We start from the raw sequence: 15847 nt of genomic DNA, 5'->3' as shown, positions 1-15847 counted from the left end.
AAGAAGGAATTTTAAATGCCACAATTTACTGGAGCTACATTTCTAGGACAATTAGTTGTCCCTGAATTATGGGCACAATATATCAATAACGATACAACTAAAACTAATCGTCTTTTAACATCAGGAGCAGTAACTGCCGATGATGTTATGGGGGCACATCTCCAAGATCCCGGAAGACTAATGAATATTCCTGTATTGAATGACCTTAGTGGAGATCCTCAAGACTGGAACGATACTGATGATATCTCAATTGAAGGAATCACAAGCGATGAACATAACGCTATTAAATTTTATCAAGCTAAGGCGTTTGGACAAACCGATTTTGCAGAGCAAGTTTCAGGTGCTCAAGTACAAGGACGCATTACATCACGATTTTCAAACTATTGGCAAGGTCAAGATGAACGATTGTTATTAGCAATTCTCAACAACATGTTTTTACTTGACGATCTTAAAGAAGCTAAGTCATTCGGATTTGATAATGTTCAAGCCTTATCGGCTGGTAATTATTTAGCTGCATTATCAAGAATGGGTGATGTTGCTACTCCATCATTGACAAGATTAGTAGTTAACTCTGCTACCGTTTATGCTATGCGTGAACAAAATTTGATTGCTGACGTTCAACCTTCACAAGGTGCAACGGTATTAACAACTTATAATGGAATCCCAATCGTTGAAGATGACGATATTCCACTAGATGCTGACGGAACAACTACAATGTACGCAATGATGGATGGAGCTTTGAGATATTCAACAGCACCAGCTAGTCAAAACGCAGTTGAAGTAACACGTGACTCACTTGGCAAAGGTGGTCAATCCGCACTTATTAACCGTCGTATCGTTTCGTTACACCCAAATGGTTTAGGATATGATGTCACACAACCATATGTCGGATTAACCGTTAATAAATTGGAAGCTGCTACAACTCCTTATTATAAAATTGTTACTGATCCAAGAAATATCGGTACTGTTGCTTATAAATTTAAGATTGATCCTAAGTATGTCGTTACAAATATCAATACTAAGGCTAAGAAGTCAGCAACATCAACATCAGGCACTACACCAGGTAAGTAATGAGGTGATTTTATGAGTGAAGAAACTCAAGAGACCACAGTTAATGATTCGGTACTGGCAAATATAAAAGTCGTCAATGACTTAGAAGAAGATGATCCAAGGATTCCTCGCATTAAGATTTATATCGAAAATGCTGTAGATGAAATTGAATTATATTTAGGCGTTGATGATCTGGATTCAAAGCTATCTGTTGCTGTTCAAAAAGTCACACAGAATGCAATTACCAGAGAAAATTATGAGGGAACTAAGTCAGTTAGCGAAGAAGGGATGTCTTTGACATTTAGCGATACTGACCTAGAGCCAATTCAAAGTTTGCTTGATTCATATAAGAATAGCCTTGCTGATAATGACCACAGAGGGGGCGTATTTACCTTTGATTAGACCAATTATTTATTTGATACGAAAAGTTAATGATCCTAAAGATGATGTACTCAATCACACAAAGACATTGGTAGCGACTAAGTTTTACGGTGCTAGAGTTACAGAATTGAATGGATCACAGGAGCAAATTAATGTAATTGGCAAGCAATATGATAGATCGTGGGTAATCAGACTGAATTGCCCTGAAACGGCTGATTATGTCGCTTTTGATGGTGAATATGACGAAAAGAAACAATCTCCTAAATATATTGTCAAACAAGTAAGACATCATAAGAGCAGAACGACATTATATGTTGTTGGAACGGAAGTGAAACCATGAGCTGGGATAATGAACACGTACCAGTAGTCAGGATTCAAGCTAAGGATAACTTTAGTGATCCATTGATTGCTATGGCTAGATCACTAAAACAGTCTGGCAATGCTGATTTGGCAGAAATGATACTTCAAGATAAAGCACGTCTTAAAAATAATGTGCCCAAGGCAGTCGATAAAATTGCCAATGATGAAGTGGATGGCGCCCAAAAATTGATCAGAGAGCGTGAATATCATTCTAAAAGTGGTTATGTTGGACATGGTAACTTGTGGAAGTCTGTGGCTAAGCACCCTTCTAAGAATAAGATGTCATCTGATATCTATGCCAATGCTGAATCAAAAGAGGGATATGAATATATTCAGGCGTTCGAAAATGGTCTGAAAGATAGAAATTATCCAGCTCAACATGTTATGCACGATTCGGGTATGCAGCTTGACGTTGATAAATATTCAGACGAAATCATTGAAAATTCAATAAAGTAGGTGATAAATTTGATTTCACCACAACGAGACATGGTTACATCAGCTATTAAAACAATCGAAACCATAGCAGACGACATACCAATATTTGATTCAAATGTGAGTGATACTAATGAATATCCTCAAATAATCATTTCAACCGGTGACACTGGAGACGTTAATCGTGCTAAGAACGAACAGCTTTCAAGTTATACGTTGTACGTTAATTATTTTGATTTGGTAGACAATGACCACGGCTTAATGATGGATACTTGTTTCAGCATACGTGAGTATCTGAAATATTTGAGATTATCAAGTTATAATTGCTCATCTGTCGCTTTCAATCAAGTTGAAGTAATTGATAATTCAACCGATCAGAGTTTGAGACACGTGACAATCACGATGGATTACAACATAACAGAAAAATCATTTATTTAGACATTCATTTCAAGAGTGAATGTTTATTTTTTTACCAAAGAATTTGAAAGAAGGAAATAAAATGGCTGACAATACACAAACAGGAAACAAACTCAAAAAAGACTTTAAAGGTCGTGATGCAAACAAAATCATCTATTTGTATAAGCGTTTTATGCATGAGCCGGTAACTAATAAGGCACACATTTTAGGTCAACAAGGTGCTACATCAGGTACTAACACACGAGCAATTCAATCAACTGCTACTAAGCGTGGAACTGCTAAGGGCGTTGGTGCAATTAATCAACAAAGAACAGTCGATGTTATCTTTGATGATCCTGACAACAACGGAAAAGATCTCTATTGGGATCTATATGCAGCATGGGAAAAAGGTGAATTAATTGGCTTATGGCGTGTTGACCTAAATACGCTTCATGGAACAAAGCCAAATCGTAAAGTTCAAGCACAATTTTCTCAATCTTATGTTCCTAACTTGCCAAATACTGAAGCACTTGGTGGAATCGTTACATCCAATCTTCAATTTGAAGTCAATGGTGTTGAACGAGCAATTAATTCTGATGAGAATGCTTTTGAATTGGACGAATCTGACCTTGATGATGGTGTACTTGATGATTTAGATAAGTATTACAACTGGGCACATCCAAGTGACATTGGTACAGAAAATGGGGATGTGGTTGATAATTCTGCCGATGATGAAACCATCACTGTTCAAGATACAACAACTGGTGAAGATGTCATGGGTCCTGGAGCTTCTAAACCAGCTAATACATCTAATTCAGGAAGTTCAAGTACAGGATCAGGTACAGGATCAGTTACAGGATCATAAGCATCTTAGATACTAAGCCGATTGCTTAGCATCTAATCAAGTGCATACTCACACACTTGAGCGGTGGTGGACGGAATCAAATTACTAGGAGAAATTAAGATGCTAACTTTAGAGACAAAAAAAGGAATGGTCACACCTACTTTTAATTATCTTTTATACAAGAATATTGCTGGTGAAGACAAGGATAAACGTGCTGACAAATTTAATTCATTTTTAGATGGTTTATTTGCTGACAATGTAGATTCAGTAATTACTTTCTTTAAGGCTGTTGCTGGAAATTTGCTTAAAGAAGATGAGTTAGTTGATCAATTAAGTGAAGATGGTCGATTTGACGATATCCACGAAGTTACTAGCGAAATTATTAAGGGGCTAATTAACGCAGGTTTTTTAAAAGCGAAAATAAGCGAGTGGATGAGATACGGAGATCGTTTGATCAAAGGTATGAAGAAGAGTTTGGAATTGAAATCGGTAAAAACCGAAGAAAAAGAAATGACTCAAATTCAAATCGATCAACTCGAAGAAAACATGAAGGAAGCAAACAAGAGAATCGAGGAAGCAAGCAAGTAAATCAGTTTGATTTGGATGAGCAGATAAGTAGAGCTAGAAGAATTATCGGTATTACAAATATTGATGATTTTTGGAAGTTAACTCCCTTTGAATTTAATGATTTGTGTCGTGGAGCGTTGCTTGCTCAATATGACGATCTTGAGAATGAGCGTCTTAAATCCTCAATGGTAAGACCAGTAGGTCTGATTGAAGATATTGAAACACAAAATCGATCAATTGAATCTTCACTTTTCGAGGTTAAAGATTTTGCTACCAATTTTGGCAAGGAATCGGACAACATTCAAAGAAAACAAATCAGTGCAAAAGCGTTTCATGATCTGGTCATGGAAAGGGGGCGAGAATAGATGCCAGATATCGTAGTAAACAAAGTTATTAATTTTCTTGGTAAAGATCAGTTAACTCCGACTGCTCAGAGAGTTAAACAAGCAATGGATAACATCAAGGATAAGAACGTAAAACTTGATGCTACTGCTGATGAGCAGAAAATCGTTACCTTTAACCAAAAACTTCAGGGCCTGCCTAAAGACGTTCAAACTAAGTTGAATGCTATGGCTGAAAAGAGCGGCTTTGATACGTTTGACAGCTATATGAAGGCATTGCCTAAGGATAAATATACAAAGTTAAAGGCAAACGTTGAACAAAATGGATTTGAAGCATATAAATCAGATCTAAAATCATTGCCAAAAAGTCAGCAGACTGAGTTAAAGGCAAAACTAAACGATACTGGCTTTCGTACGTTCAAAGAGTGGTATGACAAAGTTCCAAAAGAAGCACGTACACAATTAAATGCAATTGCGCACAAGGCTGCATTTGAAGATTTTGAACGTGTTGCAAAGAATATTCCAGATCACATCAATACAAAAGTTACGGCAGATACATCTAGTGCTAATACAAGTCTTGAACGATTTAGTAGTCGGATGGATGCAGCTAAGGAAAAAACTAGTCGATTTAAGTCAATTATCGGTGGTTCATTAATTGGTGGCGCTGTTCTGAGTGGCTTGCAAGCAATGTCTGGTGGCCTTATTTCTGCTGCCCAAAGTGGTATGCAGGTAGCAGAAGCTGGTGAACAGATTAATCGTGTCTGGGAAGGCATGGGGCTTTCTGCCGGTCAAACTAAAGCTATGGTTGGCTCTATGGCTGAATTAAGAAGTGCCACTGGTTTTTCTGCTGGTGCAATCAATGACTTGCAAAAGAAAATTTATGGATTTTCTGGTAGTTTTACTACTACCCAAAATCTGACTAGAGCATTTTCAAGCTTGGCAATAGAATCAGGCAAGGGTGAAGATGCTGCAAACGGTTTGGCTTCGTCTTATGCAAAAGTTGAAGCATCAGGTAAGCTTTCTACCATGGCTTATACACGAATGTCTAAAGCAGTGCCAGCGTTGCCGCGTGAGTTAGCAAAAGCTTTGGGGATGACTCAAGATCAGTTAACTAAAGCTGTTTCAAATGGTGATATCACATCACAAAAATTTGAATATGCTATGACTCAAGTTGCCGCACATTCATCAGATACTTTTGATAAGTTCGGCAAGACTGGTGAAGGAGCAATTGCCCGTATTAAATCTGGTTGGACATCTGCTAAAGGGACATTAATGAAGCCATTGGTTGAGGAAAAGACTACCGGTCTATCTGATATAGCTGATGAGTTAAATTCATCAGCATTCAAGGGATTACTAACCGACGCCGGAAACGGATTGGCTAAGCTGTCTCAACATGTAAGTTCCATTATCAAATATCTTTCTCAGCATAAAGGAACTATTTCTGATATTGCTGAGGATTTAGGAACCATCGTAGGAATTTTCGGTAAAGCTGTTTGGAGTGATATGAAGTCTATCATGAAAACCATTGCTAATATGTTTGGGTTAACAGATAAAAATGCTAAAAATTCAGCTGATCCTTTAAAAACTTTTGAAAGTATATTGAGTTCTATCGCTAAGCATAAAACCGCTATCAAAGCTATCGCTGGTTATTTTGTAGCAATGAAGGGTTTTAAGCTTGCCAAAGGCGCCTTCGATCCACTATTAAAGATTGTTGGTATTGGTGGTAAAGAAGGTGGCTTACTTACTAAAGTTGTTGGAAAGGGTGATAACGCTAAAAAGGTACTTAGATTTGGTGTTACCGGATTGAATGATTCTAAAGCTAAAATAGCAGAATTTATTTCAGGAACAAAAAATAACTTTAGTAGTTTGTTTAAATTCATTGGAAAAGGATTTCAAGGCGGTAAGTTATCTAGTACAAGTGTTGGAAATATGTCTACTGGTGCTAAATTAGCAACTGCCGGTGTTACAACCGGTGTTGCTGCCACTGCTGGGCTTGACATTGTGGGAGCGTTAAAAGCAAAGAATCCAGAACAGAAATTTGAAGGCTTTGGTAAGGCTGCCGGTGGAGCAATCGGTGGTGGAATTGGCTTTATGCTCGGTGGTCCAGCTGGTGAAGCGGTTGGTGCATTGATTGGACGTACTTTAGGTAAGTATGGTGGTAAGGCAGCTAAAGAGTTCACTGATGGCTGGAATAAAGCCGGTAAGGGGGCTAAGCCACCAAAAGGAATTATCCAAAAAGCTGGTTATTACTCACGTAAAGCTGGCGATGCTGTTGCTGAGTGGACAAAGGGTATCACTACTTGGATGGGTAAGCATAAAAAAGAAATACTTCTTACTTTGGCCAACCCATTTTTGGGTATTGGTGCCTTTCTTTTAAAGGATACTAAGACTGGCAAAAGCATTACTAAGTGGGTATCAGGACTTGGAAAATCAGTCAAAGCAGCTACTAAAGGTAAAAAAGGTCTCGGAAACAATCTAGTTGGCGCTTTTAAAGGTGTCGGAGATTGGTTACTCAAGGACAAGTCAACTAAAAAAGGCTTTGATAAATGGATGTCTGGCCTTGAGAGTTCTGTTAAAAATGCAACTAAAGGTAAAAAAGGCTTATTAGCTAATATTACCGGAACTTTTGCTGGCGTTTCTAAATGGCTCAAGAAGGATAAAGGAACAAAGAAGGCCATGGAAAAATGGTCTGATGAACTTGGAAGCGTATTTAATGGCAAAAAAGGATTTGCTAAATCATTTAGCAATTCTTTAGATTCGATGGAAAAGTCATTAAAGAAATCTAAGTTTGGTAAGTCATGGGATAACTTTTGGAAAGACACACAAAAGACAACATCTAGTTGGGATAAAAATATATCTAAATGGTGGTCTGGATTTTCTAAGGACTTTGGCAAGAAGTGGGATAAGTCTTGGAAAGATAGAAAGACTGATATGCATGACGATTGGAAGAACATGCACAGTGCCTATGATGATTTCACTACAGGTATAGGTAAATGGTGGTCTGGATTTTCAACTTCGTTTGGTAAAGACTGGAATCAAGGCTGGAAAGACAGAAAGACCGATATGCATGATAACTGGAAAAACATGCATAGCGCCTACGATGATTTCACTGCTGGAATTAATTCTTGGTGGTCCGGGTTTAGCTCTAGTTTCAAATCAGGTTGGAATTCCATGTGGCAAAGTGTAGCCGACTTCTTTAAAAAGATATTTGATAAATTTAAAGGCTGGGCTCACGATGCTATGAGCGGCGTTGTTGGTGCGATTAACGGTGGTATTGGCGGAATCAATACCGTCATTAAATTCTTCGGTGGTAAAGCTCAATCAATTGCACCTATCAAATATGCTAGTGGTGTTGGCTACCACCCCGGTGGTCCTGCACTTATTAATGATCAAAAAGGTTCAGTATTTGAGGAAGCATTTAAGAACCCTGGTGAGCCTTGGAGAATCATTCCTAAAATGCGCAATGTCATGGTTGATTTGAAACCGGGTGCTACAGTTGTACCTGCTACTGAAACAGCCAGAAGATTCGCACCTAGTTCAGTTCCACATTATGCAAATGGTGTCGGTGACTGGGTCAAAGGTGAGCTAAGCGACATGGGCAAATGGGTCAAGGATAAGCTTGAAGGTATTACTTCTTTCTTAAAAGATCCGTTAGGAAATCTAACATCTGTTTGGGATAAAGCCACGTCTAAAATTGCTCAGTCAACTAAATTCGGTAATGTGTTCGCTCCTCCAGCCGGTCATTACGTTGTTAAACAATCAATCAATTGGTTTAAAGACCAAATGAACAAGCTAAAGGATCAAGAGTTAGAAGCTCAATCTGCTGTTGGTGGTGCTAGACCAGCTAAAGCGTATGGTTCAATGATTAGAGCTGCAGCCGATTACATGCATCAATCAATCACTGACTTCAATGTGGACATGATTGAACGTATTATCGGCAATGAATCTGGCGGTAATCCACACGCTATTAATTTGACTGATAATAATGCCAAAGCCGGTACACCATCAAAAGGAATTTTGCAGTATATTGACCCAACATTTAATAGTTACGCTATGCCTGGACACAAGGATATTTGGAATCCATTGGATCAATTGATAGCGTTATTCAATGATGCTACATGGCGTTCTGATATGGGTATGGGCTACAACGGAAAGTATGGTGAATGGCGTGGTTCAGCTAGTGGTCCTTCTGGTCCAAGATTAATGGCTAACGGTGGACATGTCTTTGGTGCTACTAATGCCATTATCGGTGAAGCTGGTGACGAATTTGCAATTAATCCTTCTAAGCCATCAGCTATCCCATTAATAGGAGATTTAATGGGGAGAATGGCAGATTATCACCCAGAATTTAGATCCTCAAGTTTAACAAGCAATATCAGCGCTGACCTTGGTCAAAAACTGGATATTGTCATTAATCTACTAGGTTCTATCGAAGGCAAGAACTTTGCTCCTGAAATTAACATTGCTAGAACCAATAGCAATTTAAATCAGCAAAACAGACGTAATACAGATATCTATGCATACCAGCGAGGTGATAGACAATAATGACAAATCAGGTATTTAAAGATGAAATGACTAATCCTAAGCCTCATGCTTATGGCTTTTCAAACGGTCGTGATAATCCATCGAGATTACCACTTGATCCAATTGAAGTTGCTATAAGTGATGAGGGAATTGATTGGACTTCGTACTTTGACGTTGAAGATATGTTCGGTGTTCATTGCTATGATTGGGATATAGCTCAAACTAATCCTGTAGAGAATTGGCAGAAAATCAATACTCGAGATGGTCAACATTTAACGTCGTCTTCGTTTGATAGTCGAGATATTACTTCCACCTGGGAAGTAATCGGGAATAGTGAAGCAGAATTCCGGATGCTATATGCTGCTCTACATGATTTCTTTATGGATCGGAAAGGCTTTTGGATTGTGTTTGGCAATGAGCCTTCATTCAAGTATCGAGTTAAAACTAAAGTTTTTGCTCCGACATATGTTAATGAAAAACAAGCAACGATAGTTATTACTTTCAACAACTACACAGGTATGCGTGAGAGTGTGGGCACATCATTAGAAATTTTTGATAAAGAAAAAAACTTCTTTTCTTATGGAATGGGAATACCTAATAAAGATATTTCTTATGAATCCAAAGAAGAGAAGTTTTCTATTTATAATCCAAGTTCAATTGATATTGATCCATTGGGACAAAATCATTATCTAAAAATCCACATTAAAGGTTCTGGCTCACCAACTTTGACTAATAAAACTACTGGTGAATCGTTTACTTATAACCGTGTTCTAGGTGAAAATGATGAGCTTATTCTTGATGGAGTTGACCCGTATTTAAACGGTCAGCCTGATGGAATCAATAGTAATCACGGAACAATTTCACTAGTAAAAGGTGATAACGAGTTTGAAATTTCTGGCCTAACAAACTCAGATATTGCCTTTGAATTCTATTTCATCTATTTTTAATGCCAGCTTTCAACGGACACAAAATTTACGTTCTATCATTCGATGGCCAGCACGAAGAATGGTTGACGTGCTTAAATGAAGACACATTTAAAATAGATAAGCAGGTTAGTTCGACATTTCAGCTGTCTTTTACAGCATTTCTTACAAAAAAGAATGGTATTTCATTCGACTTGTTGGAGAACGATGCTTACATTATCTTTGACGGCCAAAAGTATCAAATCAAGCAGTGCGTATCTAAATACGTGGATGATTTTGTTACTAAAGATGTCACCGCGACACATGAAATCTTTGGCATTCAAAATTTTAGACAATTCAACGTTAATAAGGGCAGCCAAAGCTATTCCATTGATTCAATGATGAAGTTTGTCTTTGATAGTCAGTACAATTCAGGATATTCATATCAAATTAATGGAAGCTTTCCCACCGTTGATATTACGGATTGGGGTAACTGCTCCGGTTTAGATGCAATTCAAAAAGCCGTTGATTCATATGGAGCACGTTGGCTTCCAAATGGAAAAACGGTTTTAATCTATGATCAGAATTCATATAAGAATGCTACCAACCGTCAATTCATCTGGTCTCACAATACAAATGACATTGAGTTATCGGTAGACTCCACTTCAATGGTCAATGGGGCTATGTTGTATGGTGCTACAGTTGACGATTCCCACAGTTCAACAGCTGATGGAACATCAACCAGTGATTCTACTGGATCATCTAGCACATTGGCAGCAACTTCTACTGGTAATTCCATAGGAACTATTTCAACTATGGAAGATGGTGGAGCACCCGTTTATAGCTCACCGGTAGGAAATAACTTAACCGGCCAAAAATTGCCAAATGGTAGTAAATGGGCTATTGATAAACAAATATCTATTGATGGTGTTGTTTGGTATCGTGTTGCCACAAACGAATGGGTAAGCGAAAAATATTTCTCATTTGATAAGTCTGGAGATGTCAAGCCAGAACAACAAGTTATTGAACAGGTCTGGGGTCAAGGTACCATTAAGGCTGCTGACATAACCACTGGTACTGGTGACAATCAAACTACTACAACGCCAACTTTTGCAAAAATTTATGATTCTCCATATTCTGGTCAACATGAAATTTCTGGCAAGACGCTGTCTAACGGAAGTCAATGGAAGATTGATGGAACCGTATCAGATGGGTATGGTGGAAAAACATGGTATCGTGTGGCAACAAATGAATGGGTTTGTGCTGATGATATTAGCTTCGATGGCGATACTGATGTAGAACCCAAGTCCACGGAAACTGCTACAGATGGCACAGTCACAACGGATACGGACGAAGTAAAGTATTATTTTGAACCATTTTTCTATTACAATTCGGCCTCACAGTCAGAGCACGGTTTAATCGTTGGTGAAGACATTACTAATGATCAAATCAAGGACGTTGAATCCATGAAGAAATATGCAGATTCAGTAATGCAAGTTGATCCTATTGTTGAATTAACTGTTAACTTGAGCCAACAGGACGATGAGTTAAACATTGGTGACACTATGTTTCTAAACGCAGAGCCACTAGGACTAAAACTTATGGTTACGTTGAACGGTATCAGTGGCAATCCTCTTAACAATGATTCGCCGATGACCGTAAGTTTGGACAATTCAAAGTTGTCACGAAAGAATATTAACTTTGAAAATTCAGATAAACTCCGTTTGGCCAACCGTAATATTGAACTTCTAACTAAGACGGTTAGACGTCAAAACGCTAAACTTAGCGATTTAAATAAAAAGCAAAAAGATTTAACTGATCAAATAAATAAAGATAAGGAGGAATCAAATGGTACAACCTCAAATTAAATTCGTGTCTGGTAATTCAACATTAGACGGAATTACCAAAACTGTTGATACCGGCAGATCAATATTTGATGAAGGTGGCAAAATGGCGCTCAAGATTTTGGGTAAAGATCCAGACGGTAATATAATTGCCAAAAAATATAAGCTGATCGACACTGACCAAACTACACAATTAAAAGTTCCAGAGTTGCAAGACATTGAAGGCTTTGACGGTCTAACTGTTAAATTAGATCGTATTACGTCGGAACTATACGGTTCGTCAATGTTCCACTCAGAGAATTTTAATATCGAAACCATAGAAAAAGCGTTAAATCTAATTTTGAAAGATCTAGCAATAATTGTTAGTAATCAAAAGTCGATTAACGCTTATTTTAGTGCTTTCGGTAATTCAACTGGTGAAGCATTAGTTTCATCGTTATCTGAATTGATAGCCGATGAAGTCAGCGGTGAAGTAGGTAAAGAGACAAGTAACTTATCTCAAAGACTTTCTAATATTGAAAGTCGACTTCGTGATAGTCCAATCTCAAACGGTGTACACGCTCCTAGTTATACCGGAAATGGTCAACAGTATTCTGATGACGATCTAGAAGTTGACCGAAAACTTGCAGAAATGAATTCAGAATTAAACAAAGGTGGTGATATTTAATGTCAAATGTAGAAATGAAGATGAATATTCCGGCAGTCGAACCATTATTTTTCTGCGTTGATCTAGCGGAAGGATTCCATTTACCAGCACAATATACGCAGGATGAGCATGAACATCTAGGTCCAAACGGAATTGAAAATATTCTGTTAAACAGTCGAGAATTTCAACATGCCTGGTTAATTCAAGGTACTTCGAGCGGTAACACATTTGAAATTAATTTCTTAAAATCAAATAAAAATTGGGGCGGCGTATCTCTATATGATCTATCCAGTTTTGATATGGACGATAGTACCCTAATTAATAAGTTGGTTAGTTTTGAGGGTACAGACGCAACAGGATCTTATGTCCGTTCAGATGAAGGATTTGACGGAACTCAAGCGTCCTTAGGCGTATTGAGCTGGCAACCTGAAGCAGCTATCACTCAAAATGCTGGACATTATCAATCGGCACACTTCCTTATCGAAAATCCAGAACGCACTAAAGTAATTCAAACTTTGGATTTCGATTTAGAAATTATTAATAATGATGTAGCCATTCCAGAGAAACACGCTAATTATGTTTCGGAATTAAATAGATTATTAGTTAATTTTGATGAATCAATTAAATCTGGCCAAAAGCAATTAGCGTTCTACCAATCCTTATACGTTGGTATTATGCAGAACAATATTGCTAGTTTGAACGATACCGCCGATAAGGCTATTAAGGATATGAATGATAAAACGGACACTGCTATCAAAGCCAATCAAGAACAGTTAGACACCGATACCAAAAATAGCCAAGCCAAAATTGATAAATTGGTATCTGACAGCACCGCTCATAAAGATGAGGTCGATAAGTCCTTAAATGATCTCGAAGATCGCCAAAGAAAGAACGATGATGACATAACTCAAAATAAGGCCGATATCGCTGCTAATGCCGAAGATATTAAGTCTGCCGGTGTTGTAACGCAAGATAACGCTAAAACTGTTATGCAAGATATTCTTGATACCGGCGGTTTATCAATTGGTAAAAGTGATCCAGCTACTGATTCAAAAATGGATCAGATGAATAAAATGTTAGAAGGAGATATGTAAATGTCAGATACTAATACAGCTATTGTTAAAGACGAACAAGCAAGAAATTTATTGAAGAAAATGCCACTTGCTGTTGAAATTGCTGACGACGACGGGAATGTAATACATCAGTCAATAGGTAATCATACAACAAACAGAATAAGATTATATTCGTCATGGTTAGGAAATGGTTCCGGTAGTTCAACAGGTGGAAACACAGGCGGAAACACTGGAACTACAACCAATCCCGGTCACGAAACTGTTGGAGACGATGTATACCCTGGTGACGTTAACAAGGGCGAAGTTACTAAGCGTTTTAAACTTTGGCAAGGTCCATCTAATACAAACGCCGATACTACAGTTACCTTTAATCAAGATTTAGGCGAGAATTTAGATGGATTGGGTGACGGGTTACAAGCACAATTAAGTATGGTGGAAACTCCTTATTTTAATGGTAAGTCCACTACACCTAAGAAAATTCAAATTACGAATGGTGAGGCCGGATTGAACAAGTTTTCAACAACATCCCCAATTCCAATTTCTTTAAAGAAGGGACGTTTAGCATCTAAAGATATATTAAAAGTGGAATTAAGCGGTGATGGGTCTAAAGAAACTCTAATCTCAGGGCCAATACTTCAAATTCCCGGATTTAATTCCAGAGAAGACGTTTCGAGTACGAAAATAACACGTTATAATTTTGGAGATGGATACCAAAATCCTGAGACCAGTATAGCTGCGACAAATATCACTAGTACGAGTTTTATTTTGGATAGAAACAGGATTTTATATGAAAAATCAAATAGAACTGGGACGAGATTAGTTGTTTATAAGGATAATGAAAAATATGCGGTTGGTCCTATGGATATTAGTATTATTGAAGTTGACGGTTTGAACCCGGCAACGATATATAAGCGGGGACAATTTACTGTTCGATATGAGGATATTAACGGTAATCCAGCGTCTAATACAATTCCAGTCGTTCAAATTACTACTTTAGCAAATGACGAGAGCGTACCAACTAAGTTGCCAACTTTTCAATATAACGGTGTTGTGAATTGGACGAATCCGGGAACCTTCCCAGCAAGTGGCTATCCGAATGTAACCAATAATATTGTAACAATAGGAAGTACCGGTATCGTAATAGACACCCAAGATAATACCCCGGGCTATTCCTTGGTCTTACTTGATAAAAATAATAGAGTTCTTGCAAAAGGGACTCCAGGAGTAAGATATCTTTTTTATAATAATTTACAACCAAATCAATCTTACATAGGATTTAAATTGACCAAAGTATTTTCTCGTGACATTAAAGAAGGAGATATTGTTACTAATCCTTCAGTCAGTTTTAAATTTAATGATGATGGAACAATGAACATTAGTACAACACAAGGTTCAATAAAAGATAAAGACGATAATTTAATATCAACATTTGACTTAATCGTAGATTATGTTAATTCCTACGCAAGTCAAAAAGAGGTTTCACAATTGACCGTCGGAAGTTATTTATTCGTTGGAGATTCAACTAGTGCTTCGCTTGTTGGAGTATCAAAAGATTTTGGCAATATCGGAGACGGGTTAGAAATACATTTTGTAGATCCGGCTACTTCAGCAGATAGTACTTATAGAGCTAGATTGGCATATATGGATCTACCAAGTGTAGTTAGGATTCCTAAGCAGTACATTCTTAACGGAATTTCTAATTATAGCCTTTTGGATAGTCCCTTAAAGACATATCTTGGTGGGAATGACGTTGAAACTTATTATCAAGGGACATGGAAAAATTATAAAGCGACTTACCCAAATGGTAGTCTATACTATTACGTCGGATGTACATCGCTTTCATTTTCATTTAGTAATGGGACTGTTGAAGTCGAAGGTAATCTGGCTGCTGGTCAAGGTAGTAGCAGTTTAAACACAGTTGATGCGATTATCGCAGCTATTCCTAAATCGTTGCCACATATAGCATACGTAACTAACTATAAGGAGGGAGAATAATGGTTAAAGTAGCTTTTAAACAAGATGATGATGGAAATATTACTGATATTGCAGAATATCCCTCATCACTTTATCAGGATAAAAACAAAGGTTGGATTGTCGTAGAAGATGACCCAACCTTTTCTATTTCAGAGAAATTCAATTGGACTATTCGCCCCACTGATAATGCTTTGGTTCATAAATCAACAAATATGACACCAGACGAAGAACACAACGATGTATTAACTAAGTTAACTCTTCAAAATTTGCAACTAACTAAAATTATCGAAGATTTGAAGACAGCTTTAACAACAAGTACCAAGCAGAATTTGAGCTTGATGGCTGATAACGCTGATCAAAAGAATATTAGTGATGAACTTCAATCAGCAGTTACACAATTGACCAAAGAAGTCATTGGAATGAAGGCAGCACCAGCACCAGCACCAGCACCAGACACAACATTAAGCACTGAACCAGATACATCAACTACAACAGATAATGGAGGAAAATAAT

At 37.7% G+C, this 15847-nt stretch carries 15 protein-coding genes; all 15 read left to right on the top strand.

Features of this window, described 5'->3' with window-relative positions; all coding sequences use genetic code 11:
* The first annotated feature begins 15 nt into the window (after nt 1-15).
* Nucleotides 16-1071, top strand: coding sequence for a capsid protein (locus EKM64_RS07640; RefSeq protein ID WP_125677265.1), 1056 nt, complete (start codon nt 16-18; stop codon nt 1069-1071).
* 12 nt (nt 1072-1083) lie between these two features.
* On the top strand, nt 1084-1452 hold the full coding sequence (locus EKM64_RS07635; protein ID WP_125677263.1) for a phage head-tail connector protein: 369 nt from the start codon (nt 1084-1086) through the stop codon (nt 1450-1452).
* Nucleotides 1445-1771: a hypothetical protein gene (locus EKM64_RS07630; protein WP_125677261.1), complete on the top strand. Its 327-nt coding sequence runs from the start codon at nt 1445-1447 to the stop codon at nt 1769-1771. The genes EKM64_RS07635 and EKM64_RS07630 overlap by 8 nt, the downstream gene beginning before the upstream one ends.
* A complete protein-coding gene (locus EKM64_RS07625) occupies nt 1768-2247 on the top strand; it encodes a hypothetical protein (protein WP_125677259.1) in 480 nt (159 codons plus the stop codon). Before EKM64_RS07630 ends, EKM64_RS07625 begins: the two co-directional genes overlap by 4 nt.
* Before the next feature lie 9 nt (nt 2248-2256).
* Nucleotides 2257-2661, top strand: coding sequence for a hypothetical protein (locus EKM64_RS07620; RefSeq protein WP_125677256.1), 405 nt, complete (start codon nt 2257-2259; stop codon nt 2659-2661).
* Between the two features lie 61 nt (nt 2662-2722).
* Complete coding sequence (locus EKM64_RS07615) at nt 2723-3484, top strand: hypothetical protein (protein ID WP_125677254.1); 762 nt, start codon at nt 2723-2725, stop codon at nt 3482-3484.
* Between the two features lie 99 nt (nt 3485-3583).
* Nucleotides 3584-4051: a hypothetical protein gene (locus EKM64_RS07610; RefSeq protein WP_125677252.1), complete on the top strand. Its 468-nt coding sequence runs from the start codon at nt 3584-3586 to the stop codon at nt 4049-4051.
* 11 nt (nt 4052-4062) lie between these two features.
* Nucleotides 4063-4395, top strand: a complete 333-nt coding sequence (locus EKM64_RS07605) for a hypothetical protein (protein ID WP_025025103.1) — start codon at nt 4063-4065, stop codon at nt 4393-4395.
* Nucleotides 4396-8916 (top strand): tape measure protein, encoded by a 4521-nt coding sequence (locus EKM64_RS07600; protein WP_125677250.1) that lies wholly within the window; start codon nt 4396-4398, stop codon nt 8914-8916.
* Nucleotides 8916-9842, top strand: coding sequence for a phage tail domain-containing protein (locus EKM64_RS07595; RefSeq protein WP_125677248.1), 927 nt, complete (start codon nt 8916-8918; stop codon nt 9840-9842). The genes EKM64_RS07600 and EKM64_RS07595 overlap by 1 nt, the downstream gene beginning before the upstream one ends.
* Entirely contained in the window at nt 9842-11665 is a 1824-nt protein-coding gene (locus tag EKM64_RS07590) for a prophage endopeptidase tail family protein (protein ID WP_125677246.1), read from the top strand. Before EKM64_RS07595 ends, EKM64_RS07590 begins: the two co-directional genes overlap by 1 nt.
* Nucleotides 11646-12308, top strand: coding sequence for a hypothetical protein (locus EKM64_RS07585; protein WP_125677244.1), 663 nt, complete (start codon nt 11646-11648; stop codon nt 12306-12308). The genes EKM64_RS07590 and EKM64_RS07585 overlap by 20 nt, the downstream gene beginning before the upstream one ends.
* Nucleotides 12308-13381, top strand: coding sequence for a hypothetical protein (locus tag EKM64_RS11405; RefSeq protein ID WP_164505328.1), 1074 nt, complete (start codon nt 12308-12310; stop codon nt 13379-13381). The genes EKM64_RS07585 and EKM64_RS11405 overlap by 1 nt, the downstream gene beginning before the upstream one ends.
* On the top strand, nt 13382-15355 hold the full coding sequence (locus EKM64_RS07575) for a hypothetical protein (RefSeq protein WP_125677241.1): 1974 nt from the start codon (nt 13382-13384) through the stop codon (nt 15353-15355).
* Nucleotides 15355-15846 carry a hypothetical protein gene (locus tag EKM64_RS07570; RefSeq protein ID WP_125677239.1) on the top strand — a complete coding sequence of 164 codons (492 nt, stop codon included), beginning with the start codon at nt 15355-15357 and terminating at the stop codon, nt 15844-15846. Before EKM64_RS07575 ends, EKM64_RS07570 begins: the two co-directional genes overlap by 1 nt.
* Nucleotide 15847 lies beyond the last annotated feature (1 nt).

The organism is Companilactobacillus keshanensis (assembly GCF_003946205.1).
Taxonomy (GTDB): Bacteria; Bacillota; Bacilli; order Lactobacillales; family Lactobacillaceae; genus Companilactobacillus; species Companilactobacillus keshanensis.
Note: the sequence above shows the minus strand (reverse complement) of the source record. Positions and strands in the feature narration are given on the sequence as shown.